The organism is Alcanivorax sp. HI0007, assembly GCF_001635525.1.
In the GTDB taxonomy this organism is placed as follows: Bacteria; Pseudomonadota; Gammaproteobacteria; order Pseudomonadales; family Alcanivoracaceae; genus Alcanivorax.
Genome location: NZ_LWEJ01000097.1, coordinates 13,386 through 35,388 on the forward strand (window position 1 = coordinate 13,386; position 22,003 = coordinate 35,388).

The following is a 22,003-nucleotide window of genomic DNA, read 5'->3' on the forward strand; positions in this document are numbered from 1 at the left end:
CTTATTCTCCTTTCAATCCGGCCACTTCCTCACCAGAGCGTCCAAAACGCCGCTGGCGGCCGGCATAGTCCTGTAAGGCGGCAGCAAAGGCGTCCGCATCAAAATCAGGCCATAAAAGCGGGGAAAAAAACAGTTCGCTGTAAGCCAGTTGCCACAGCAGAAAGTTGCTTATTCGCTGATCGCCACCCGTTCGAATCAGCAGGTCAGGCAGGGGCAGATCCGCCATGGCCACATGCTGGCCAAGGGCTTCAGACGTTATCTGATCGGCGCGCATAGCGCCCTGCTCCACCTGGGTCGCCAGCTCACGGGCAGCCTGGGCTATGTCCCACTGGCCACCGTAATTCACCGCGATCACCACCGTCATGCGCGGGTTGTCGGCAGTCAACGCTTCCGCGTCGGCCATACCGGCTTGCAGGTCTTCGGCAAAGGCACTGCGATCCCCGATAAAACGGATACGGACACCATGGCCATGCAACTCTTCCACGCGGCCTCCCAGAGCCTTGAGAAAGAGCGCCATGAGATGCTCCACTTCCGCCTGGGGACGCCGCCAGTTCTCCGAGCTGAAGGCAAACAGGGTCAGCGCTTCGATGCCGCGCTCTGCGGCAGTACGGATAATGGTCTGTACCGTGGCTTCGCCGGCACGGTGTCCTTCTTCCCCCGGCAAGCCCTGCTTGCGGGCCCAGCGGTTGTTGCCGTCCATGATAATGGCCACATGCCGGGGAAGTTCGCCCTGATGGGAGTCGATATCCGGGGCGCTGGAATGAGGGTTTTCGCTGGCCATACTGCATCCGCCAATAACAAAAGCGGGCTGACATGCAGCCCGCGTCCGTGAATGATGACCGGCCGTGTTATACGGTCATCAACTCCTCTTCTTTCTCTTTCAGCACGCGGTCCACTTCCACCACCATCTTGTCGGTCAGCTGCTGGATAAGCTCTTCGCCGCGACGCTCTTCGTCCTCGGAGATTTCCTTTTCCTTGAGCAATTCCTTCAGGTCGCTGTTGGCATCACGGCGAACACTGCGCAGGGAAACCCGCGCCTGCTCGGCTTCGGCACGGACCACTTTAACCAGATCCCGACGGGTTTCTTCGGTGAGCGGCGGCAGGGGCAGACGGATCAGGCTGCCGGACGTGGAGGGATTCAGACCCAGGTCAGAGGTCATGATGGCCCGCTCAATCTGCGGAATCATGCTCTTGTCGAAGGGAGAGATGGTCAGGGTACGCCCCTCTTCCACGGAGATATTGCCCAACTGCTGCAGCGGCGTCTCAGCGCCGTAGTAGTCCACGGTAATATTGTCCAGCAGACTGGGGTGGGCACGGCCGGTACGGACACGCTTGAGAGCAGTATCCAGCGCAGCCAGACTTTTCTTCATGCGGGCTTCCGCATCTTTACGAATATCGTCAATCACCGTTATTCCTCGCCTTTCTTTTCAGCTGGGTCTGGAAAGCCCCGAAATGGCCACCAGACCTTTGTAGACAACGCCCACAAGCGGGCAACACAAAACGTTCTGAACGGGCCGCCCGGAATTATCCGGCCTCCACCAGGGTTCCCTCGCTGCCACCCAGCATCAGGTTCAGCAGCGCGCCCTTCTTGTTCATATCAAACACCCGCAGCGGCATGGAGTGATCCCGGCAAAGACAAATCGCCGTCAGATCCATGACCCCGAGCTTTTTATCCAGCACCTCGTCATAGGTCAAGGTGTCGTATTTCACGGCCGCCGGATTCTTCTGCGGGTCATCATTATAGACGCCATCCACCTTGGTGGCTTTCAGCACCACATCGGCGCTGATCTCGATGCCGCGCAAACAGGCCGCAGAATCCGTCGTAAAGAAGGGGTTGCCTGTACCGGCACAGAAAATCACCACCTCGCCATTCTTGAGATGGCGATTGGCATTCCGGTGGTCATAATGCTCCACCACGCCACTCATGGGGATGGCCGACATCAGACGGGTGCGGATATTGGATCGCTCCAGGGCATCCCGCAGGGCCAACCCGTTCATCACCGTAGCCAGCATTCCCATATGGTCGCCTGCCACCCGATCCAGGCCGGCACTTTGCAAGGCTGCACCGCGGAACAGGTTACCACCACCTACCACCAGGCCCACCTGGACCCCGATACCGACGAGCTGGCCGATTTCCAGGGAAATCGCATCCAGCACCTTGGGATCAATCCCGAAGCCTTCGTCACCCGCCAGCGCTTCCCCGCTCAACTTGAGCAGAATACGGTTATAGCGCGGCGAGCGCTCCTTGTTCGTCGGCATGTCTTGTTCTCCACCACTCATAAGAAAGCGCCACCCATGAATACCCGCCATCATCTTGCTGTGTTACCGGCATCAGCCGGCTTTTACGCTGCACTCAATCCGCGTCGGTGTATGGCCTGCTAGCACAGTACCTCCCCGCACGATGGTTGCAAGCGGTTTTCCTTGAATCGCCTGTAACAGCCAGTCAACAGGCGAAAAAAACGCCCTGCTGATCTCGCCAGCAAGGCGTCTTTTCTCATCGATCGGTGCTCAGCCCTCAGCCTTTGGCTGCGGCTTCTACCTCAGCAGCGAAATCGACTTCTTCTTTTTCAATACCTTCACCGACCACCAGACGCTCGAAAGCGACGATTTCGGCGCCAGCACCCTTCACCAGGTTGCCAACAGAGGTATTGGGATCCTTCACGAAGGGCTGATCCAGCAGGCTTACTTCCTTCAGGAACTTGTTGATCCGGCCACCCAGCATCTTCTCAACGATTTCAGCGGGCTTGCCTTCCATGTCCGGCTGGGCACGGATGATTTCTTTCTCTTTCTCGAGAACCTCAGTGGGAACCTGGTCGCCACTGACCACCATCGGGTTTACCGCGGCAACGTGCATGGCCACATCCCGACCCAGAGCCTCATCGCCACCCTTCAGGGCAACCAGAACACCAATTTTGCCACCGTGGACATAGGCACCGATGGCACCCTCGGCTTCCAGCTTGGCAGCACGACGGATCTGGATGTTCTCACCGATCTTCTGAACCAGCGCCTGGCGGGTTTCTTCAACGGTGGAACCATCTTCCAGCTTCAATTCGCCGATTTTGGCAGCGTCGGTTTCACCAGCGGCAAGAGCGGCTTCAGCCACCTTGTTGGCAAAGCCCAGGAAGTTGTCGTCACGAGCCACGAAGTCGGTTTCTGAATTGATCTCTACCATGACAGCAACGGTGTTGTCGTCATTGGTGGCAATCACAGCGGCACCTTCCGCAGCGGTACGGCCGGCTTTCTTGGCCGCTTTGGCCTGTCCAGACTTACGCATTTCGTCGATGGCTTTTTCGATATCGCCACCCACTTCCACCAGCGCCTTCTTGCATTCCATCATGCCAAGACCGGTACGCTCGCGAAGTTCCTTAACCATTGCAGCAGTTACAGCAGCCATGATTATCCTCTCAATTTGGTAAGTTTCGGTAATACAGGCAGGCCCGCAGGCCTGCCTCGACGGATCAACCTTCGGCTTTCTCGCCTTCGGCCTCGTCGGCTACCTCGACGAATTCGCTTTCGCCACCGGTCTGGTTCTGGGCGTACTGCTTGCCTTCCAGAATGGTGTCGGCCGCCGCTTTCACGTACAGCTGAATCGCACGGATCGCGTCGTCGTTACCCGGGATCACGTAATCCACGCCATCCGGGTTGGAGTTGGTGTCCACCACCGCGACAACCGGAATACCCAGCTTGCGGGCTTCCTGCAGGGCGATGTCTTCGTGATCCACGTCGATCACGAACAGGGCATCGGGCAGACCGCCCATGTCCTTGATACCACCGATGGAACGCTCAAGCTTGTCCATCTCACGCTTGCGCATCAGGGCTTCTTTCTTGGTCAGCTTGTCGAAGGTGCCATCCTGGAACTGGGCTTCCAGTTCGCGATACCGCTTGATGGACTGACGGATGGTTTTCCAGTTGGTGAGCATGCCGCCCAACCAACGGTGATCCACATAGGGCATACCGCAGCGCTGAGCTTCTTCGCTCACCGCTTTCTGCGCTGCACGCTTGGTACCAACAAACAGGATCTTGTTGTTGCTGGCAGCCAGCTTGTTCAGGAACGCCATGGCGTCGTTGAACAGAGGCAGGGTCTTTTCCAGGTTGATGATGTGAATCTTGTTACGGGCGCCAAAGATGTATGCATTCATCTTCGGGTTCCAGTAACGGGTCTGGTGGCCGAAGTGCACACCGGCCTTCAGCATATCGCGCATAGTTACGCTGGACATTGTTAATACTCCACTTTGGGTTAGGCCTCCACGCCCCCGCATAAACCCAACCAGCAACCTTAAACAGGAAAGCCGGCACCCGGGGCTATGTGACGGGGCATGTGTGATTTCCTTCCCCACCCAACGGCGGTTACAATGCGGCACTTGTCGCCACAGGGCCGTCAGTGAGCGGGAAAGCGCGCGCTTTATACCACAGACACCCTTCCCGGGCAACGCCAAAGGCGCATTACCGGCGCAGAGAGCGCTAGCACACACCCGCTCAACCCACTGAAATAGCTGGAGTTTCCTCAAGTATCATGAATGTAGTCATCAAAACCCCCGAACAGATCGCCAAAATGCGCGAAGCGGGCAAACTGGCCGCCGAAGTCCTGGAAATGATCGGCGAGCACGTCAAGGCGGGGGTCACCACCGAGGAACTGGACCGCATCTGTCACGACCATATCGTCAACAAGCAGCATGCTATCCCCGCCTGTCTGGGCTATGGCGGCGCGCCGGGCCGGATTCCGTTCCCGAAATCCGTCTGCACCTCCGTGAACCACGTGGTCTGTCACGGCATTCCCAATGACCGCAAGGCCCTCAAGAACGGCGACATCATCAACATCGACGTGACGGTCATCAAGGATGGCTGGCACGGCGATACCTCCAAGATGTTCTATGTGGGTGAGCCCTCCGTACTGGCCCGCCGCCTGGTGGAAACCACCCGCGAGTGCATGCTGGCCGGCATCAAAATGGTCAAACCCGGGGCACGCCTGGGGGATATCGGCCATCGCATCCAGAAAATGGCTGAAGGCGAGCGCTTCTCAGTGGTGCGCGAGTACTGTGGCCACGGTATCGGTGAAGGCTTCCATGAAGAGCCCCAGGTGGTCCATTACGGCAAGCCTGGCACGGGTCTTGAATTGCAGGAAGGCATGGTGTTCACCATCGAACCCATGATCAATGCCGGCAAGGCGGCCAACAAGCTGCTGCCGGACAACTGGACCGTGGTCACCAAGGACCGCAAGCTGTCTGCCCAGTGGGAGCACACCATTGCCGTCACCGCCGACGGTTACGAGGTACTGACGGCCCGTAGCGAGGAAACCGATCTCTACTGACACGGTTCAGCCACCGGAGACATGCCAGCCTTATCGTGGAGCTGGCATGCCCGCAACGCCATTACAGGATCTGTATGACTCTCTCCCCCGCCCTGCCCCAGGAACATCTGTTTGAGGCCCTCCAGGAAAGCGCCCAGCCGGGCCAGTATGCCCGCCAGTACCTGGAACAGGGCCAGGAGCGCCTGAATCAGGCCTTTGAAGACACAGACATTACCGAGCTGGTCCGCGCCCGGGCAGAACTGGTGGACCAGGTGATGGTCGCCGCCTGGTCCCTGTTCGGGCTGGCCGACCGTGATGACCTGTCTCTGGTCGCGGTGGGCGGCTATGGCCGGGCCGAGCTGCACCCCTGCTCCGATGTGGATGTCCTGGTGTTGATGGCCGAAGCTCCGGATCAGAGCCTCCGGGACAGCCTGGAACGCTTTGTCGCGTTTCTCTGGGACATGGGCCTGGAAATCGGCCATGCAGTGCGCACCCTGGATGAGTGCGTGGAGCTGGCCCGGGAAGACATCACCGTTGCCACCAACATCATGGAAGCGCGCACCCTGGGCGGTAACGACAGCCTTCGCGAACAGCTGGAAGAACGCACCGGTCCGGAACATATGTGGGACTCCGCGGCGTTCTTTGCGGCCAAATGGCAGGAACAGGTGGCCCGCCACAAGCGCTTCAATGACACCGAATACAACCTGGAACCGGATCTGAAGAATGCGCCGGGCGGCCTGCGTGATGTGCAGATGATCGCCTGGGTGGCCAAACGACACTTCAATGCCGACAGCCTGGAAGCCCTGGTGGATGTGGGCTTTCTCACTGCCGAAGAGTATGGCGTGCTGCGCAAGTGCCTGGATTATCTCTGGGAAGTACGCTGGCAGTTGCATGTCCACACCGAGCGCAACGAAAACCGGCTGCTGTTCGATCACCAGCGCCAGCTCGCCACCCGTCTGGGCCATGAGGATTCCAACGCCAACCTGGCGGTGGAACATTTCATGAAAGGCTTCTACCGGGTGGCACTGGCCCTGTCAGTACTCAACGAAATGCTGCTGCAGCTGTTCGATGAGGTAATCCTGCACAACGAAAAGCCGGACCAGGTGCGACCACTGAACCGGCGCTTCCAGGTGCGCAACGATTACCTGGAAGTGACCAGCCCGGACGTCTTCGAGAAACACCCCAGCGCCCTGCTGGAAGCCTTTGTGCTGATGGCCCAGAACCCGGAATTGAAAGGGATTCGGGCCGCCACGGTGCGGGCACTGATTTATCATCGCCGGCAGATCAATGATGCCTTCCGCAGCAACCCGGAAAACACCGGCCTGTTCATGCAGTTGCTGCGCAGCCCCCATGCCCTGTTCTCGCAGCTGCGGCGCATGAAACGCTACGGCATCCTCGGCAAATACCTGCCGGAGTTCGGCGGCATCATCGGCATGATGCAGTACGACCTGTTCCACATTTACACCGTGGATGCCCATACCCTGCTGGTGATCAAGAATATGCGCCGGTTGCGCTATGAGGACCTGCGCGAGGAATTCCCCCTGGCCAGCGAGGTGTTCTACCGCCTGCCCAAGCCGGAACTGCTCTACACCGCCGGGCTTTACCACGATATCGCCAAGGGCCGTGGCGGCGACCATTCCGAACTGGGCGCGGAAGACGCCATTGCCTTCTGCCAGCGCCACGGACTGACCGCCTGGGACGGCAAGCTGGTGGCCTGGCTGGTAAGAAACCACCTGACCATGAGCGTGACCGCCCAGCGCAAGGACATCTCCGACCCGGATGTGGTCTACGAATTTGCCCGCAAGGTGGGCGACCTGGTCCACCTGGATTATCTCTATGTGCTGACCGTGGCGGATATCAACGCCACCAACCCCACCCTGTGGAATTCCTGGCGGGCCTCCCTGCTGCGTCAGCTCTACACGGAAACCAAGCGCGCCCTGCGCCGGGGTCTCAACAATCCGGTGGAGAAACAGGACTGGATCGACGAAACCCGCGATGCCGCCATGAAGATGCTCACCGAGCGGGATCACGATCCCAGAGCCATCGAATCCCTGTGGGCGAACATTGGTGACGAATACTTCCTGCGCGAGACACCCCGGGACATCGCCTGGCATACCGAAGCCCTGCTGGACCGGGAAGATCCGGACGACCCATTGGTGCTGATTCGGGAGTCCAGTCAGAGCGTGCTGGCGGGAGGGTCGCAGATCTTTATCTACACCCCGGACACCCGCAACCTGTTCAGCGCCACGGTGAACGCCCTGGACACCCTGGGCCTGACCATCATGGACGCACGGATCATCACCAGTGCCGACGGCTTCAGTCTGGATACCTACATCGTTCTGGACGAGCATGGCACCCCCATTGGCGAAGACTGGCCTCGCATCGAACAGATTCGTAAAACGCTCACCGAAACCCTGAAACACCCGGAACGTTTCTCCTCCACGGTGAGCCGGCGCATGCCGCGTCGACACAAACATTTCGATGTGCCCACCCAGGTGGTGATCAGCAACGACATCGTCAACGATCGCACCGCCGTAGACATCCAGACCCTGGATCGCCCCGGCCTGCTGGCGCATATCGGCCGCATCTTCATGCGCTTCGAACTGCTGGTGCAAAATGCCCGCATTGCCACCCTGGGCGAGCGTGCAGAAGACGTCTTTTTCATTACCGATCTTGATGGTGAGCCGGTTTCCGACCCGGCCCTGTGTCAGCAACTGCAGGAAACCCTCATCAAAGAGCTCGACGACAAGAACAACGGAAACTCCTGACCCTATGAACCCAGATCTGGAACGGTTGCACCCTTACCCGTTTGAAAAACTGAAGCTCCTGTTCAAGGACTTGCCGGGCTCGGACAAGTCCCCCATTGCCCTGTCCATTGGCGAACCGAAACATCCTTCACCGGACTTCGTGCAACAGGTATTGCGCGACAACACTGCCCTGCTGTCGCGTTACCCGACCACCGCCGGCATTCCGGAGCTGAGCGACGCCATTGCGAGCTGGCTGAAGCGCCGCTTCCATCTCAATAGCGTGGATGCCAGCAGCCAGGTACTCCCGGTGAATGGCACCCGGGAGGCGCTGTTTGCCTTCACCCAGGCGGTCATCGATCGCCAGCGTCAGCCGCTGGTGCTGATGCCCAATCCCTTCTACCAGATCTATGAAGGTGCCACCCTGTTGGCCGGTGGCGAACCCGTGTATCTGCCCTGCACCGATGACACCGGCCTGCAGCCGGATTTCGATGCCGTCAGCGAAGACACCTGGATTCGCACCCAGCTGCTGTTTATCTGCACCCCCGGTAACCCCACCGGTGCCACCCTGACCAAGGCCCAGCTCAAGGCCCTGATTCAGCTGGCCGACAAGTACGATTTCGTGATCGCCTCGGACGAGTGCTATTCGGAAATCTACCGGGACAAGCCCCCCGCCGGCCTGCTTCAGGCCTGTGCGGAACTGGGCCGGGATGACTACCGCCGTTGCGTGGTGTTTCATTCCCTGTCCAAACGCTCCAACCTGCCGGGGCTGCGCTCCGGTTTCGTGGCCGGTGACAGCGAAATCCTCAAGGGTTTCCTGCGCTACCGCACCTACCATGGCTGCGCCATGCCGATGCATCATCAGCTGGCCAGCATCGCAGCCTGGAATGATGAAACCCACGTGGAAACGAACCGGGCCCTGTACCGGGAAAAATTCGACGCGGTACTGGACATTCTCGGTGGCGCTCTTAAGGTATCCGCCCCGGCAGCGGGCTTCTACCTGTGGCCGAAGACACCGATTTCCGATGAGGAATTCGCCCAGCGCCTGCAAGCTGAACAGAATGTGACCGTCCTTCCCGGCCGCTACCTGTCACGCACGGTGAATGGCAAGAACCCGGGCAAGAACCGGGTTCGCATGGCGCTGGTGGCACCACTGGAAGAATGTGTGGAAGGGGCGAAACGGATCAAGGCGTTGCTGGATACGCTGTAAAAGGCAGCTACAAGCCACAAGCTTCAAGCTGCAACACGGATCAGGGTGATCTCAACCTGAAGCCCCCTGCCCGCGCACAAATACACAAGTGAAGCGCGGCGATAACGCTGAAGTGCTCTACGGCACATCCCGCGTTGAGGCTTGTAGCTTGAAGCTTGTTGCTCGAAGAGGAAAACACATGGAACTAACCATCTTCGGTATCAAGAACTGCGATACCATGAAGAAAGCCATGAAGTGGCTGGACGACAACGGTATCGTCTATCACTTCCATGACTACAAAAAGGAAGGCGTGCCTGAGCAACGTCTTCGTCAGTGGCTGGAAGCACTGGGCTGGGAAACCGTGATCAACAAACGCGGCACCACCTGGAAAAAGCTGGATGATGCGGTCCAGGAATCCATGAACACGGAAAAGGCGATTACCGTAGCGACGGAGAATCCGTCCATCATCAAGCGCCCGATTCTGCAGAACGACGATTTCATCCTCGCCGGTTTCAAGGCCGACGAGTGGAAAGACACATTGAATTAAGCGTCAGACGCCTGTCGTCCGACGCATTGAAGAGAGGACACCATGAGCAACTTTTTCGCCATCGCCCTGGGCTGCGGCACCAAGAACCGCAACGACAACTGGCTGGAAGTGTTTTACCCGGATCCGGCCATCAACCCGGATAACAAACTGGTGGAAGTGATCCGCGAGGAACTGGGTTATCAAGGTGGCAATGCCGCCATCGAACTGACCCACCGTCAGGTGCAGCACATTGCCCGCGAATGGCGTGAAGCCGGCTTTGAACATGAAGCCAGCTATGCGGTGGCGTTCCAGGAATCCGATCGTCCGGTGGTTCTCACCGTGCTGGAAACCGATGCGGAGCCGGCGTCCACCCCGGAGGCCTACCTGAAACTGCAGCTGATCTCCCACCGCCTTGTGAAGCCTCACGGCGTCAATCTGTCCGGCATGTTCCCGCTGCTGCCCAACGTGGCCTGGACCAACGAAGGTGCCGTGGATCTGGACGAACTGCCCGAGCGTCAACTGCTGGCCCGCCTTAACGGCAAGGTGCTGGAAGTGAACAGCGTGGACAAGTTCCCCAAGATGACGGACTACGTGGTGCCCAAGGGCGTACGGATTGCCGACACGGCTCGGGTGCGTCTGGGCGCCTATGTGGGCGAAGGCACCACCATCATGCACGAAGGCTTTATCAACTTTAACGCCGGCACTGAAGGCCCGGGCATGATCGAAGGCCGTATTTCCGCCGGCGTGTTCGTGGGCAAAGGCTCCGACATTGGCGGCGGCGCCTCCACCATGGGCACCCTGTCCGGCGGCGGCAACATCATCATCTCCCTGGGCGAAGGCTGCCTGCTGGGCGCCAATGCCGGTACCGGTATCCCGCTGGGAGACCGCTGCACCATCGAAGCCGGCCTGTACATCACCTCCGGTTCCAAGGTGCAGTTGCTGGACGAAAAGGGCGAGATTGTGGACACCGTCAAGGCCCGCGATCTAGCTGGCCAGTCCGACCTGCTGTTCCGGCGCAACACCACCAATGGTGCGGTGCAGTGCCTGACCAACAAGAGCGCCATCGCCCTGAACGAAGAGCTGCACAAACACAACTGAGGCTCCAAGCCCCCGACCGGGCCACCTGTAGGAGCACCTCTCGAGGTGCGAACCAAGGCCAGAAGCGAGTAACGAGGTACGAGAAGCGAAAATCAAAACCGGTTTTGCCATTCGCTTCTCGTAACTCGTGACTCGCAACCACCCTTCGCACCTCGAGAGGTGCTCCTACAGCGGCTTTGAATCACCGATACTGGAATCGTCATGTCCCGCACCCTCGATTACACCAAGGAACTCATCCGCCGCGCTTCCGTTACCCCCGAGGATGAAGGCTGCCAGGACTGGATGATTGAAAAACTGGAAGCCCTCGGTTTCCAGTGCGAAACCCTCTGGTTCGAGGAGGTCCGCAACCTGTGGGCCCGCCGTGGCACGGAGGGACCGGTATTTGCCTTTGCCGGCCACACCGACGTGGTCCCTACCGGGGATGTGACAGCGTGGAAGTACGACCCTTTCACCCCCACCGAGGAAGGCGATCTGCTTTATGGCCGTGGCGCGGCCGACATGAAAGGTTCCATCGCGGCCATGATGGTGGCCATTGAGGATTTCGTTGCCGCCAACCCGGAACACAAGGGAAGCCTGGCACTGCTGATCACCGCCGATGAAGAAGGACCGTCAGTGAACGGCACCGTCAAGGTGGTCGAGCATCTGCAGGCCCGCAACGAACATATCGACTACTGCCTGGTGGGCGAACCCTCCTCCACCAACACCGTGGGCGATGTGATCAAGAACGGGCGCCGTGGCTCTCTGGGGGCTCGCCTGACAGTCAAAGGCATCCAGGGCCACGTGGCCTACCCGCACCTGGCCCGCAACCCGGTCCACGATGTGGCACCGGCCCTGGCCGAGCTGGCCGCCACGGAATGGGATCAGGGCAATGCGTTCTTTCCCGCCACCAGTTTCCAGATCTCCAACATCAACGCCGGCACCGGTGCCACCAATGTGATCCCAGGTACCTGTGAGGTCATCTTCAATTTCCGTTTCTCCACGGAGCTGACAGATGCCCTGTTGCGCGAACGTACCGAGGCGATCCTGGACAAGCATGGCCTGGATTACGACCTGCAATGGACCCTGTCCGGCCAGCCGTTCCTCACCGATCGAGGCGCCCTGGTGGATGCTGCCGTCGCGGCGATTCGCGATATCACGGGGCGCGACACCGAGCTGTCCACCGCCGGTGGCACCAGTGACGGCCGCTTTATTGCGCCCACCGGCAGCCAGGTGGTGGAACTGGGCCCCATCAATGCCACCATCCACAAGGTGGACGAGCACACCAGCATCAGTGAGCTGAATACGCTGACCGAAATCTACACCCGCCTGCTCGAAAAGCTGATGCAGTGAATCGGCACTCGTTGCCGAGGGTGTCCGTAGCGCGGAAACAGGCTAATCCGGCCTCTACTTATGGCACCTGTAGGAGCACCTCTCGAGGTGCGAACCCGAGCCCTGGCGAGGGAAACCATTTCGAGTGTCTTTCTGAACCTGTCGAGCCAGGAAGCTCCTTTTCGGTCCTTGCTGATGCGCGGTTCGCACCTCGAACGGTGCTCCTACAGCGGCCCCGAATTATCCGTTACCATGCTCGCTAACATGACACTGCCGGGAAACAACGATGTGGCTGCATGAAATTCCGGTTGGCGGACTGCTGATCAGCCCCATGGTGCTGTTCGTGCTGCTGGGCATGGTGCTTACCCTGTTGACCTTCCTGCTGCTGCGCAAACTGGGCTGGCATCAGCAACTCTGGAAGAGTGCCTGGGTCTATCTGTCACTGTTTATCTGCTTTGTAGCCCTTTTCCTGAGAGCGCTGAGCTAGGGACAATTCATGCAACAACCGCTACGCATTCTGCTCACCGTAGTGCTGGTGATTCTGGCCCTGCTGGCCGGCAACTGGGTGTGGAATTATTACCTCTATGCCCCCTGGACCCGCGACGGCAAGGTGCGCGCCGAGATCATTACACTCTCTCCGGATGTGTCCGGCTGGGTACGGGAACTGCATATTCGAGACGACCAGACCGTACAACAGGGAGACCCCCTGTTCCGTATCGATGACATCCGCTACCGGGCCACCCTGGCGCGGGCGGAAGCCCAGCTGCTACACGAGCAGGAATCCCTGCGCCTGGCCGAGCACCAGTACGAACGGCGCAAGCAGCTGCACGCCAGCAACAGCATCAGCCCTGAAGAGCTGGATAGTGCGCGTATTGAGGCCCAGTTAGCCGCCGCCAATGTGGCGCTGGCCCAGGCCGAAGTGGCCAGCGCCCGAATCAACCTGGAGCGGACACAGGTGGAAGCTCCCGCAGACGGCACCATCGTCAACCTGACCCTGCAACAGGGTAACTTCGTCAAACAGGGCACCCCGGTGGTTTCCATGGTCAAAGCCGGCAGCTTCTATGTCACCGGCTACTTCGAAGAAACCAAGCTACCCATGGTGGAAGTGGGCCAGCGGGCCACGGTGGTGCTCATGAACGGCGCCCGCAAACTGCGCGGCAAGGTCACCAGCGTGGGGCAGGCCATTGCCAACGCCAACACCCAGACCGACGGCCAGTTACTGCCCCAGGTCCAGCAGACCTTCAATTGGGTGCGGCTGGCCCAGCGCATTCCCGTCCATATCGAACTGGACCACATCCCCGACGACATTCTGCTGGCCGCCGGCATGACCGCCACCGTGCGGCTCCACGAGCGGGAAAACCAGAGCGACCAATGACACTGGATCCGCGACTGGCCGTCCTGCTCACTCCAGACCGCCAGTCTGTCCTGTTCGCCACCAAGGGTGTCATCGCCATGGCGCTGGCACTCTATCTGTCCATGCTGTTACAGCTGGACCGCCCCTATTGGGCGCTGATTTCCGCCGTCTTCCTGCAAGTGCGTCCGGAGACCGGGCTGGTCATTGAAAAAGGCTTCTGCCAGATCGGCGGGACCCTGGTGGGCGGCGCCGTGGGGCTGCTGATTCTGGCCTGGTTGCTGCCCTACCCGGCCCTCGCCATTGGCGCACTGACCCTGTGGATCGGGCTTAACGCTGGCGCCTCCGCCTGGGTACGCCAGGCCAATTTTATCTACGGATTTGCCATGGCGGGGATCACCGCCACCCTCATTGTGGTGCTGGCGATTGTCGACCCGGCCAACACCTCCAGTCTGGGCATCTTCCACATTGCCAACGCCCGGGTCAGCGAAATCATTCTTGGCGCCCTCTGCGCCACCCTGGTCAGCAGCCTGCTGTGGCCGGTGCGGGTCAGCAGCCTGCTCAAGGAGCATGCCCGTACCGCCCTCAACCAGACACTGGCCTATCTGGAACTGGAACTGGACCCGGCGGGCACCCACGCCAAACGGCACCATCAGGTGGATACCCTGCTGCAGGGTATTTTTGCCCTCAGTGATGACAGCAGCGCGGTTCACTACGAAGGAAGCCATGGGCCGGGGCGAGCCCGCGCAGCCACGGTAATCTGCCACAAGACCCTGTCGCTGGTCGCTCGCATTCGCGTGATCGGGCGCCTGATGCGCAACCACGACGATCTGCTGACCCCGGCCCTGCGCGACCTGCTGGATGCCTTGCGGACCGCCTTCCAGCGCATGCGCGAAACCCCTTCCGCCGAACAGGCCATGAAAGAGGCCCAAGCCCTGCGCCAGCAATTGCGAGAGGCCCGGGGAGACCAGGCCGATGATGCGCCGCCATTGCAGCGTCGCTTCTTCCAGGTCGCCCAGAACCTGACCGCTGATCTGATCCTGGCGCTGGAAGCCAACCGGGCCCTGCATATGAGCCACGAGGTACAGCTGCGGCCCCAGGGCCTGAAACCCTATCGGGATCTGCAAATCGCCGCCGCCGTGGGCCTGCGCAGTGCGCTGGTATTTGCCCTTGCAGCGGGCCTCTGGGTCGGTACGGCCAGCCCCATGGCGATCATGCTGATGATCATGCCGGTCATGTTCACGATCCTCTTTGCACGACTGCCCGAACCGGATCAGGTACTGAAGCGGGCCACGTTCAGTTCCGTGCTGGCCACACCGGTGGCACTGTTCTTCACCCTGCCCCTGCTGGCGATCAATAACGGCAACTTTCCCCTGCTCATCCTGATTCTCGGCGCGCCCCTGTTTATCGGCCTGCTGGCGATCAGCAAACGACTGACCCTGCCGTTGGGACTGGGATTCTGCACGCCCTATATCATTCTGGTGCAGCCGGGTAACGCCATGGATTTTGACGTGGCCAGAGTGGCCAGTAACGGGCTGGCGATCAGTACGGGAATTGCCATCGCCTTCCTCATGTTCCGGCTGATTACCCCACCCAATGGCCCCAACCTGCGCCGACGTTTGATCCGCCAGACCGCTGCGGATCTGACGCTACTGGGAGTTCCGTCCCAGGCTTCCGGCGGCAATGCCAACGTTAACGAGGAATGGTTCAATGCGCGCATGGCCGACCGCCTGCGCTGGCTGACCATCTGTGACAAGGCGCTGCCAGAGGCACACCGCCACTTCACCGACCTGGGGCTCACCGGGCTGAACCTGGGCCAGGTCTCCCTGTGGATTCAAAGCCGGCTGCGCAGTAATGCCCCTGCTTCCCTGGTAGACAGCGCCAACCGGTGGCAACTGGCACTGTCGGCCGCCTATCAGGCCTGCTCCCAGGGCAAAGTCGACGAGGGCTTTCGCCAACAGTCGGAAAAGCTCAAACTGGACATGGAAGACGCTGGCAACCTGGCCCAGCGCGACCGGGAGCTGATTGCCGGTGCCCTTGAGCGAATTGCCCTGACATTCGAGCGCATGGCGTATCGTCTGGCACAAACGCAACAAAACCGGGGCGTCACCGCCTGAAATCGGCCCGAACAGCACTAGCCAGGATGTCTACTCTGTGTTTACCTATGCGCCTTTCCCGGCGCCAGACACTGGCCCCCTCTGAACTGCCCACAGGCCGCCCTGGCGACCTGTCGTGATGGAGACGTCCTCACATGACCGCGCAAGAAAAACTCGACAGCAAGACCGTACTGGATACCAACCCGGCCACCGGCACCGCCGTGTCGGAGCTGAATGAAACCGATCTGGCCAAACTGCCGGAGATCATGAGCAAAGCCCGAGAAGCCCAGGCGATCTGGGCGGCCAAATCGTTCAAGGAACGGGCTCGCCACATCACCATGATGCGCAGCTACATCGTGGATCGGGCTGACGACCTGGCTCGCACTGTCAGCGAGAGCAACGGCAAGACCCTGACCGACGCCCTGGCCACGGAAGTCCTGCCCTGCGCCCTGGCCTGCAAGTGGTATGCGAACAACGCTGAAAAAACGCTGAAAGAAAAGAACCGCCCCGGCGGCAGCATCCTGTTCTTCAACAAGAAGACCCACATGCTCCGTGTTCCCCTGGGTGTGGTGGGTATCATCAGCCCCTGGAACTACCCGCTATCCATTCCCTTCGGCGAAATTGTCATGGGCCTGATGGCCGGCAACGCCGTGCTGCTGAAAGTGGCTGCCGCCACGCCGGCCGTGGGCCGCGCCATCGAGCAGATCATCGCTGCCGGTGAGTTACCCGAAGGCCTGTTCCATCATATCGTCGGCTCCGGTTCCAAAGTGGCCACCGGCTTTTTCGAGAATGGCGTGGACAAACTGTTCTTCACCGGCAGCGTCCCCGCCGGCAAGACCCTGATGGCCCAGGCCGCCGAAACCCTCACCCCGGTGTCCCTGGAGCTGGGCGGCAATGATCCCATGCTGGTGCTGGAAGACGCGGATCTGGAACGTGCCACCAACGGCGCCGCCTGGGCCGGCTACCAGAATGCCGGGCAAAGCTGTGGCGGCGTGGAACGGGTGTATGTGGTAGATGCGGTCTACGACCAGTTTGTGGATCTGCTTGCCAAAAAGACCCGCCAGCTGCGTCATGGAGTCGGCTGCAAGGATTTCGATGTGGATATCGGCAGTCTGACCACCGCCGGCCAGCTGCGCACCGTGCAGCAGCATCTGGAAGATGCCCTGGCCAAAGGCGCCCGGATCGAAGCCCAGTCACGCCCGGTGGGCGATGTGGAAAACGGCTTCTTCCACCCGGCCACGCTGCTCACCAATGTCACCGACGACATGCTCACCATGTGCGACGAGACCTTCGGGCCCTTGATAGCCGTGCAGCGTGTGGCCAACGAAGAAGAAGCCATTCGCAAGGCCAACGAATCCAAACTGGCGCTGACCTCCTCGGTATGGACCAAAGACAACAAGCGCGGCCGCGCCATTGCCGCCCGCCTGCAGTCCGGGGTCACCACCATCAACGACCACCTCTACAGCCACGGCCTGTCCGAAACCCCCTGGGGTGGCTGGAAGGAGTCCGGCATTGGCCGCACCCATGGCCCGGAAGGTCTGGAAGAAATGACCCAGGCCAAAGTGGTCAACTGGGACATCCTGCCCTCCAAGCGCAACATCTTCTGGTACCCCTTCGACGAAGCCACCTACAACGGCATCAAGAATGCTCTGCACTTCGTCTTCCCCAGGGGCATCGGCCAGATGCTCAGTGCCTCACTGAAACTCACACCGTTCCTGGTAAAGAAGATGTTTACCAAATGGAAAACGGACTAAGAAGCAATTAATAATGAATAATTAATAGTGAATAACTACGCGCGAGAGCGCGTAGTCAGCTGAAAACAAAGAGGCCGCGCCCATACATCTGGGCGCGGCCTCTTGCGTTTCAAAAACAGAACAGTCCTGTCCGCGAAACTATTAATTATTAACTATTAATTGATCCTGTCGAGCCACTCCTGATCCGGCGCGTACCACCATGAGCCCATTACCGGGCGGGTATAGTTCAGCAGGCGGTCTTTGACGGTGTCGTCGGCAATGCCATACATACGGCGTAACAGATAATCATAGCGGTCCAGTTCGCAGCAGAACGCCAGGAAATACAGGCCGTGTTCGGTGCTGTCACCGTAGGGGACAGAACGGCGCCACATTTTCTGGGGAACACCATCCCGATCCACGTCAGTGCGGCCCACATGGGAATCCGGCGGCATACGCTCTTCATCGAACTCCACCGCATCTTCCTTGGTACGGCCAAACACGTTTTCCTGCTCGTTCACCGGCAGCTGATTGAATGACTTCAGATCATGGACCCATTTCTGGCTCAGCACCCAGCTGCCGCCTGCGCCAGGATGGGGCTCGGCAATGAAGGCGGCCTTTTCTGCCTTGTCTCCGGTGGGATTGCCAATGCCATCCACAAACCCGGTCAGATCACGCATGTCGTGATAGACAAAACTGTTTAATTCCAGTTGCGTGGAGAACAACTCCCCCACCGCATCCCGGACCTGCATGCCGGTGTCGAACAGGTCTCCCCGCTCTTTCGCCTGAACCCAGATCCACAGATCGCCCTGGGTGGCCGGCACATGCCCCTCCAGGGAAAACGGCGGGAAGGTGAACCGGCTATCCAGCTGCTCCCAGAGGGCCGGGCCAAACGCCATCAACACCGGCGTCTTCTCGCTTTTGAGCGCATTGAGCTGGCCCAGTGCGGCTTTCACCGCCTGTATGTCCTGGCCACTGCTGAGGCAAAATTCGAAGAACAGATGATGCTGATAACTACGATCAAAAATCCCCGTTTGCGGTGTCGACACCTGTCACTCCTTAGTCCTGGTCATCTCTCACACCCAGTGTAGCAGGGCTCAAAGGCGGGTTCCTGTGAATATCAGGAACATACGTACAAGATTTCGGACGCAATTCTGAAACAAATTGAAATATGCGCTGGTGTTCCCTGCCCGGGCCTTTCGCTACACTTGGTCCACATTGGTTAACTGAATCCGACTATGACACCTTGGCTTGGCCTGGATCGCCTGGGCTTTTTCCTGATCCGCATTTTTCTGCGTTTGTGCACACGTGCTAACGCATTGCCTTCCAACCCCGACGAACTGCAGCTTGCCCCGAATACTCCGGTGGTCTATGTGCTGCGCGATCGCTCTGCCGCCGACGCCGCCGCAGCCGATCAATCCGCTCGACAGCTGGGCCTGGCTTCCGCCCTGCATGGCCTGACGCTGGGCAAGAGCCACCTGAGCCACAGTTACTTCCAGCTTTACCGTCGCAAATTCAGCAATGGCCGGCAGCGCACCCCGGTCTCACCGCCCCGGCTGGAAAAACTGGTCAGCGCACTGCGCGCCAACCCGGAAGCCGATGTGCAGCTGGTCCCGGTCTCCGTGTTCTGGGGTCGTCGTCCGGAAAAGGAAAGCTCCATGTGGCGCATCCTGTTTTCCGACAACTGGTCGCCGGCGGGTTTTATCAAGAAGTTCTTTATTATCGTCACCCAGGGCCGACAGCTGTACGTCCATTTCAGCAAGCCCATGTCCCTGCGCACCCTGGTAGACCAGTGCCCCACGGATGAACAGACCGTCCGCAAGGCTTCCCGTATCCTGCGCGTGCATTTCCGCCGACAGCAGGAGGCCGCCATTGGGCCGGACCTGTCACACCGGCGCACTCTCACCAATACCGTGGTGGAATCCATTCCGGTACAGGAAGCTATCCGTGCCGAGGCTGAGCGTCAGGAAACCAGCGTCGAGAAGGTGGAAGCCAAAGCCCGGCGCTATGCCATGGAAATCGCGGCGGATTACTCCCATACCGTCATCCGCTTCCTTGAGCTGTTCCTGAACTGGGTCTGGAACCGGCTGTATGGCGGGGTCAGGCTGTACAATATGGACAACCTGACCAAGGTCGCCGGGGATCATGAAGTGATCTATGTGCCCTGCCACCGCAGCCACATTGACTACCTGCTGCTGTCCTTCGTGGTGTTCCGGAACGGCCTGGTGCCGCCACACATTGCCGCTGGCATCAATCTGAACATGCCCATTGTTGGCACCATTCTCCGCCGTGGCGGCGCCTTTTTCATGCGCCGCAGCTTCCGGGACAACCCCCTTTACGCCACGGTGTTCAGCGAATACCTGCATACCATCACCGTGCGCGGCTACTCCATTGAGTACTTCGTGGAGGGCGGTCGCAGTCGCAGCGGCCGGATGCTCAAACCCCGTACCGGCATGCTGGCCATGACCCTGCGCAGCTTTCTGCGCGATGCACGCAAACCCATTGCCTTTGTTCCCGTCTATGTGGGCTACGAAAAAGTCATCGAGTCCGGCTCCTATATCGGCGAGCTGCATGGCAAGAAAAAGCAGAAGGAATCCGTTGGCGGGCTGATGAAGTCCCTGTCGGTGCTGCGCAGTCACTTCGGCCAGGTGCATGTGAATTTCGGCGAACCCATCAAGCTGGTGGATTTTCTGGATCAACACCATGGCGCCTGGCGTAGCGAGGATCTGGCCGCCAGTGAAAACCCCGCCTGGTTCAAGCATGTGGTCAATGAGCTGGGGCAGGAAGTGGTGGAATCCATCAATGCGGCGGCAGTGGCCAACCCGATCAACCTGCTCAGCCTGGCCCTGCTGGCGTCCCCCAAGCACACCATGGATGTGGCCCAGTTACGCCAGCAGCTGAATCTGTACATCGCCCTGCTGAAGCAGGCGCCCTACAGCGATAGCGCCTCCATCGCCACGGACGATGCCTCTGCCATCATCCAGTATGGTCTCGACAACGAATTCCTGGAGCGCATCGAGCACAAGCTGGGAGACGTGGTCACCACCGATGAAAAAACGGCCCTGCAGATGGCCTATGTGCGCAACAACAGCCTGCACCTGTTCATTCTTCCCGGTCTGATTTGTTCCCTGGTGATGAACGCCCGCTCCATCAGCATGGACACCCTGCAAAGCATGGTCCACCTGCTCTACCCCTTCCTGCGCAATGAATACTATCTCCATTGGCAGGATGGCGATGACCTGTCCCAGGCAGTCAGCAAGACCGTGGATGTGCTGGAAGCCGAGCAATTGATCAGCCGTGAGGATAACTGTCTGCACGGTGCCCCTATCCACACCCACGAATCCGACATGCTGGATCATCTCGGCCAGACGGTAATACCATCACTGGAGCGCTACTACCTGACCATTCGCCTGCTGGTCCAATACGGGTCAGGCATGCTCACTGCCGAGCAGCTGGGGGAACTGGCGCACCAGACCGCGCAAAGACTGTCGCTGCTCTACGAATTCAACTCTCCGGAATTCTTCGACAAGGTGGTGCTGAAAAACTTCATCAGCCAGTTGTACGGCACCGGACTGGTCACCACGGACGGTGCCGGTGCGCTGGTCTTTGATGACAAGCTGGAATCCCTCGACGATGAAGCCCGCCGTATCCTCAGCCCGGATATCAGCGATGCCATTCAACGGGTGACGCGGGTTACCGACATTGAGCACCTGGTGGAGGAAAAACCGGCAAGCGCCTGACGGGGTTGGCTACCGTAGGAGCCAGCCTGCTGGCGACAATCTTTCGATCAACGCCGTTTCGCTTGCAGGCAAGCTCCTACCTCTCCCCTTTTGACCAGCGCTCTGCTCGTAGGGTGCACTGAGCGTAGCGAGCTGCACCCGCTAACCGCTCAATCAAGAGCACTCGTCTGACTATCGCACCTTGCGCACCTGTGTTGTCAGGCGAGATTTTACTCATAAACATCAAAACGAATAGCCTTACCGGCAATCTGGTGGTGAGGGCGGCGTTTTGCCAGCGGCTCTGCCTTGCCGGGTCGTTTGACCACGACCCGTTGCGGGTCAAGCCCTAGCGCCCACTCCAATAAAGCCGTTTCTTCCTGCTGATCCGGGTACGCTGCCAACTGCTGCAGCCATTGCAGGTCTTTTTTAACGGCGGCACTTTTGTCCCGGGACGGGAACATGGGATCCAGATAGACCGCATGGAGTGGCGGCAAGCTGTGCGTGTCAGCATCTGCGCAGGGCAACAATTGCATGGCTTCAGCCAGCTCCCCGGGCGCCCGCTGCAAACCGTCCGCCAGCATGGCATGGAGTATCGGCGAGCGCTCAGCCAACAGCACGGGAAAACCCGCCATGGCAATCAGGGCTGCATCCCGACCCAGACCGGCAGTGGCATCCAGCACGGTGAGAGTCTCTTGCCGGGGTTTCCCCAATGCCTTGATCAATCGTTCGTGCCGGACCCGCTCCGGAGTCAGCCGGTAACCCTGCTTGCCATCACTGAAGCTGACACTCAAAGGCGTTTCCCGCCCGTCCGGCCGCCACAGGCTGAGACGCTCTTCGTGCCAGCCCAGCACCAGCGACAAACCCAGTTCCTCAGCCCTGCCAGCCTCCTCGACCGGGGTGCCGGGAAGCCCTTCGGGGCACCCGGGTAACAGGCCCAGCATTGATCCGGACATGG

18 protein-coding genes are annotated in these 22,003 nt (G+C 59.7%); 11 read left to right on the forward strand and 7 right to left on the reverse strand.

Features of this window, described 5'->3' with window-relative positions:
* Position 1: 1 nt before the first annotated feature.
* From uppS to rpsB, 5 genes are all read right to left on the reverse strand, one after another.
* On the reverse strand, positions 2–781 hold the full coding sequence (gene uppS / locus A3714_RS05905) for a polyprenyl diphosphate synthase (RefSeq protein WP_062817767.1): 780 nt from the start codon (positions 779–781) through the stop codon (positions 2–4).
* 67 nt (positions 782–848) lie between these two features.
* Complete coding sequence (gene frr, locus A3714_RS05910; protein WP_062817766.1) at positions 849–1,406, reverse strand: ribosome recycling factor; 558 nt, start codon at positions 1,404–1,406, stop codon at positions 849–851.
* Positions 1,407–1,524: 118 nt separating this feature from the next.
* Complete coding sequence (gene pyrH / locus A3714_RS05915; protein WP_062817765.1) at positions 1,525–2,259, reverse strand: UMP kinase; 735 nt, start codon at positions 2,257–2,259, stop codon at positions 1,525–1,527.
* Positions 2,260–2,515: 256 nt separating this feature from the next.
* On the reverse strand, positions 2,516–3,394 hold the full coding sequence (tsf, locus tag A3714_RS05920; protein ID WP_062817764.1) for a translation elongation factor Ts: 879 nt from the start codon (positions 3,392–3,394) through the stop codon (positions 2,516–2,518).
* 64 nt (positions 3,395–3,458) lie between these two features.
* Entirely contained in the window at positions 3,459–4,217 is a 759-nt protein-coding gene (gene rpsB / locus A3714_RS05925) for a 30S ribosomal protein S2 (protein ID WP_062817763.1), read from the reverse strand.
* 296 nt (positions 4,218–4,513) lie between these two features.
* On the opposite strand from rpsB, the gene map reads away from it, so the two are divergent.
* The 10 genes from map to A3714_RS05975 all read left to right on the forward strand — a co-directional run bounded on the left by map (position 4,514) and on the right by A3714_RS05975 (position 17,353).
* Entirely contained in the window at positions 4,514–5,308 is a 795-nt protein-coding gene (gene map / locus A3714_RS05930; protein WP_062817762.1) for a type I methionyl aminopeptidase, read from the forward strand.
* A gap of 74 nt (positions 5,309–5,382) precedes the next feature.
* Positions 5,383–8,055 carry a [protein-PII] uridylyltransferase gene (locus A3714_RS05935; protein WP_062817761.1) on the forward strand — a complete coding sequence of 891 codons (2,673 nt, stop codon included), beginning with the start codon at positions 5,383–5,385 and terminating at the stop codon, positions 8,053–8,055.
* Between the two features lie 4 nt (positions 8,056–8,059).
* Entirely contained in the window at positions 8,060–9,241 is a 1,182-nt protein-coding gene (dapC, locus tag A3714_RS05940) for a succinyldiaminopimelate transaminase (RefSeq protein WP_063509880.1), read from the forward strand.
* Positions 9,242–9,419: 178 nt separating this feature from the next.
* A complete protein-coding gene (locus tag A3714_RS05945) occupies positions 9,420–9,767 on the forward strand; it encodes an ArsC family reductase (RefSeq protein ID WP_063508983.1) in 348 nt (115 codons plus the stop codon).
* A gap of 42 nt (positions 9,768–9,809) precedes the next feature.
* On the forward strand, positions 9,810–10,844 hold the full coding sequence (gene dapD, locus A3714_RS05950) for a 2,3,4,5-tetrahydropyridine-2,6-dicarboxylate N-succinyltransferase (protein ID WP_063508982.1): 1,035 nt from the start codon (positions 9,810–9,812) through the stop codon (positions 10,842–10,844).
* Between the two features lie 201 nt (positions 10,845–11,045).
* Positions 11,046–12,173, forward strand: coding sequence for a succinyl-diaminopimelate desuccinylase (gene dapE, locus A3714_RS05955; protein WP_063508981.1), 1,128 nt, complete (start codon positions 11,046–11,048; stop codon positions 12,171–12,173).
* 265 nt (positions 12,174–12,438) lie between these two features.
* Entirely contained in the window at positions 12,439–12,639 is a 201-nt protein-coding gene (locus tag A3714_RS05960) for a DUF1656 domain-containing protein (protein WP_062817757.1), read from the forward strand.
* 9 nt (positions 12,640–12,648) lie between these two features.
* Positions 12,649–13,527, forward strand: a complete 879-nt coding sequence (locus tag A3714_RS05965) for an HlyD family secretion protein (protein ID WP_062817756.1) — start codon at positions 12,649–12,651, stop codon at positions 13,525–13,527.
* Positions 13,524–15,620 (forward strand): FUSC family protein, encoded by a 2,097-nt coding sequence (locus A3714_RS05970; RefSeq protein ID WP_063508980.1) that lies wholly within the window; start codon positions 13,524–13,526, stop codon positions 15,618–15,620. The genes A3714_RS05965 and A3714_RS05970 overlap by 4 nt, the downstream gene beginning before the upstream one ends.
* Positions 15,621–15,754: 134 nt before the next feature.
* Positions 15,755–17,353 (forward strand): aldehyde dehydrogenase family protein, encoded by a 1,599-nt coding sequence (locus A3714_RS05975; protein WP_063508979.1) that lies wholly within the window; start codon positions 15,755–15,757, stop codon positions 17,351–17,353.
* Between the two features lie 155 nt (positions 17,354–17,508).
* On the opposite strand, the gene A3714_RS05980 is transcribed toward A3714_RS05975, so the two are convergent.
* Positions 17,509–18,378 carry a Dyp-type peroxidase gene (locus A3714_RS05980; RefSeq protein WP_062817753.1) on the reverse strand — a complete coding sequence of 290 codons (870 nt, stop codon included), beginning with the start codon at positions 18,376–18,378 and terminating at the stop codon, positions 17,509–17,511.
* A gap of 189 nt (positions 18,379–18,567) precedes the next feature.
* Here A3714_RS05980 and plsB point away from each other — a divergent pair, with 189 nt between their 5' ends.
* Positions 18,568–21,069 carry a glycerol-3-phosphate 1-O-acyltransferase PlsB gene (plsB, locus tag A3714_RS05985; protein ID WP_063525655.1) on the forward strand — a complete coding sequence of 834 codons (2,502 nt, stop codon included), beginning with the start codon at positions 18,568–18,570 and terminating at the stop codon, positions 21,067–21,069.
* Between the two features lie 209 nt (positions 21,070–21,278).
* Here plsB and A3714_RS05990 read toward each other — a convergent pair whose 3' ends face one another.
* Positions 21,279–22,001 carry a class I SAM-dependent methyltransferase gene (locus A3714_RS05990; protein ID WP_063509738.1) on the reverse strand — a complete coding sequence of 241 codons (723 nt, stop codon included), beginning with the start codon at positions 21,999–22,001 and terminating at the stop codon, positions 21,279–21,281.
* Positions 22,002–22,003 lie beyond the last annotated feature (2 nt).

What these genes read in the sequence shown, in the direction of transcription:
- uppS (WP_062817767.1), bottom strand. Translation starts at nt 781, where the DNA reads ATGGCCAGCGAAAACCCTCATTCCAGCGCCCCGGATATCGACTCCCAT.
- pyrH (WP_062817765.1), bottom strand. Translation starts at nt 2,259, where the DNA reads ATGCCGACGAACAAGGAGCGCTCGCCGCGCTATAACCGTATTCTGCTC.
- tsf (WP_062817764.1), bottom strand. Translation starts at nt 3,394, where the DNA reads ATGGCTGCTGTAACTGCTGCAATGGTTAAGGAACTTCGCGAGCGTACC.
- rpsB (WP_062817763.1), bottom strand. Translation starts at nt 4,217, where the DNA reads ATGTCCAGCGTAACTATGCGCGATATGCTGAAGGCCGGTGTGCACTTC.
- map (WP_062817762.1), top strand. Translation starts at nt 4,514, where the DNA reads ATGAATGTAGTCATCAAAACCCCCGAACAGATCGCCAAAATGCGCGAA.
- A3714_RS05935 (WP_062817761.1), top strand. Translation starts at nt 5,383, where the DNA reads ATGACTCTCTCCCCCGCCCTGCCCCAGGAACATCTGTTTGAGGCCCTC.
- dapC (WP_063509880.1), top strand. Translation starts at nt 8,060, where the DNA reads ATGAACCCAGATCTGGAACGGTTGCACCCTTACCCGTTTGAAAAACTG.
- A3714_RS05945 (WP_063508983.1), top strand. Translation starts at nt 9,420, where the DNA reads ATGGAACTAACCATCTTCGGTATCAAGAACTGCGATACCATGAAGAAA.
- dapD (WP_063508982.1), top strand. Translation starts at nt 9,810, where the DNA reads ATGAGCAACTTTTTCGCCATCGCCCTGGGCTGCGGCACCAAGAACCGC.
- dapE (WP_063508981.1), top strand. Translation starts at nt 11,046, where the DNA reads ATGTCCCGCACCCTCGATTACACCAAGGAACTCATCCGCCGCGCTTCC.
- A3714_RS05960 (WP_062817757.1), top strand. Translation starts at nt 12,439, where the DNA reads ATGTGGCTGCATGAAATTCCGGTTGGCGGACTGCTGATCAGCCCCATG.
- A3714_RS05965 (WP_062817756.1), top strand. Translation starts at nt 12,649, where the DNA reads ATGCAACAACCGCTACGCATTCTGCTCACCGTAGTGCTGGTGATTCTG.
- A3714_RS05970 (WP_063508980.1), top strand. Translation starts at nt 13,524, where the DNA reads ATGACACTGGATCCGCGACTGGCCGTCCTGCTCACTCCAGACCGCCAG.
- A3714_RS05975 (WP_063508979.1), top strand. Translation starts at nt 15,755, where the DNA reads ATGACCGCGCAAGAAAAACTCGACAGCAAGACCGTACTGGATACCAAC.
- plsB (WP_063525655.1), top strand. Translation starts at nt 18,568, where the DNA reads ATGACACCTTGGCTTGGCCTGGATCGCCTGGGCTTTTTCCTGATCCGC.
- A3714_RS05990 (WP_063509738.1), bottom strand. Translation starts at nt 22,001, where the DNA reads ATGTCCGGATCAATGCTGGGCCTGTTACCCGGGTGCCCCGAAGGGCTT.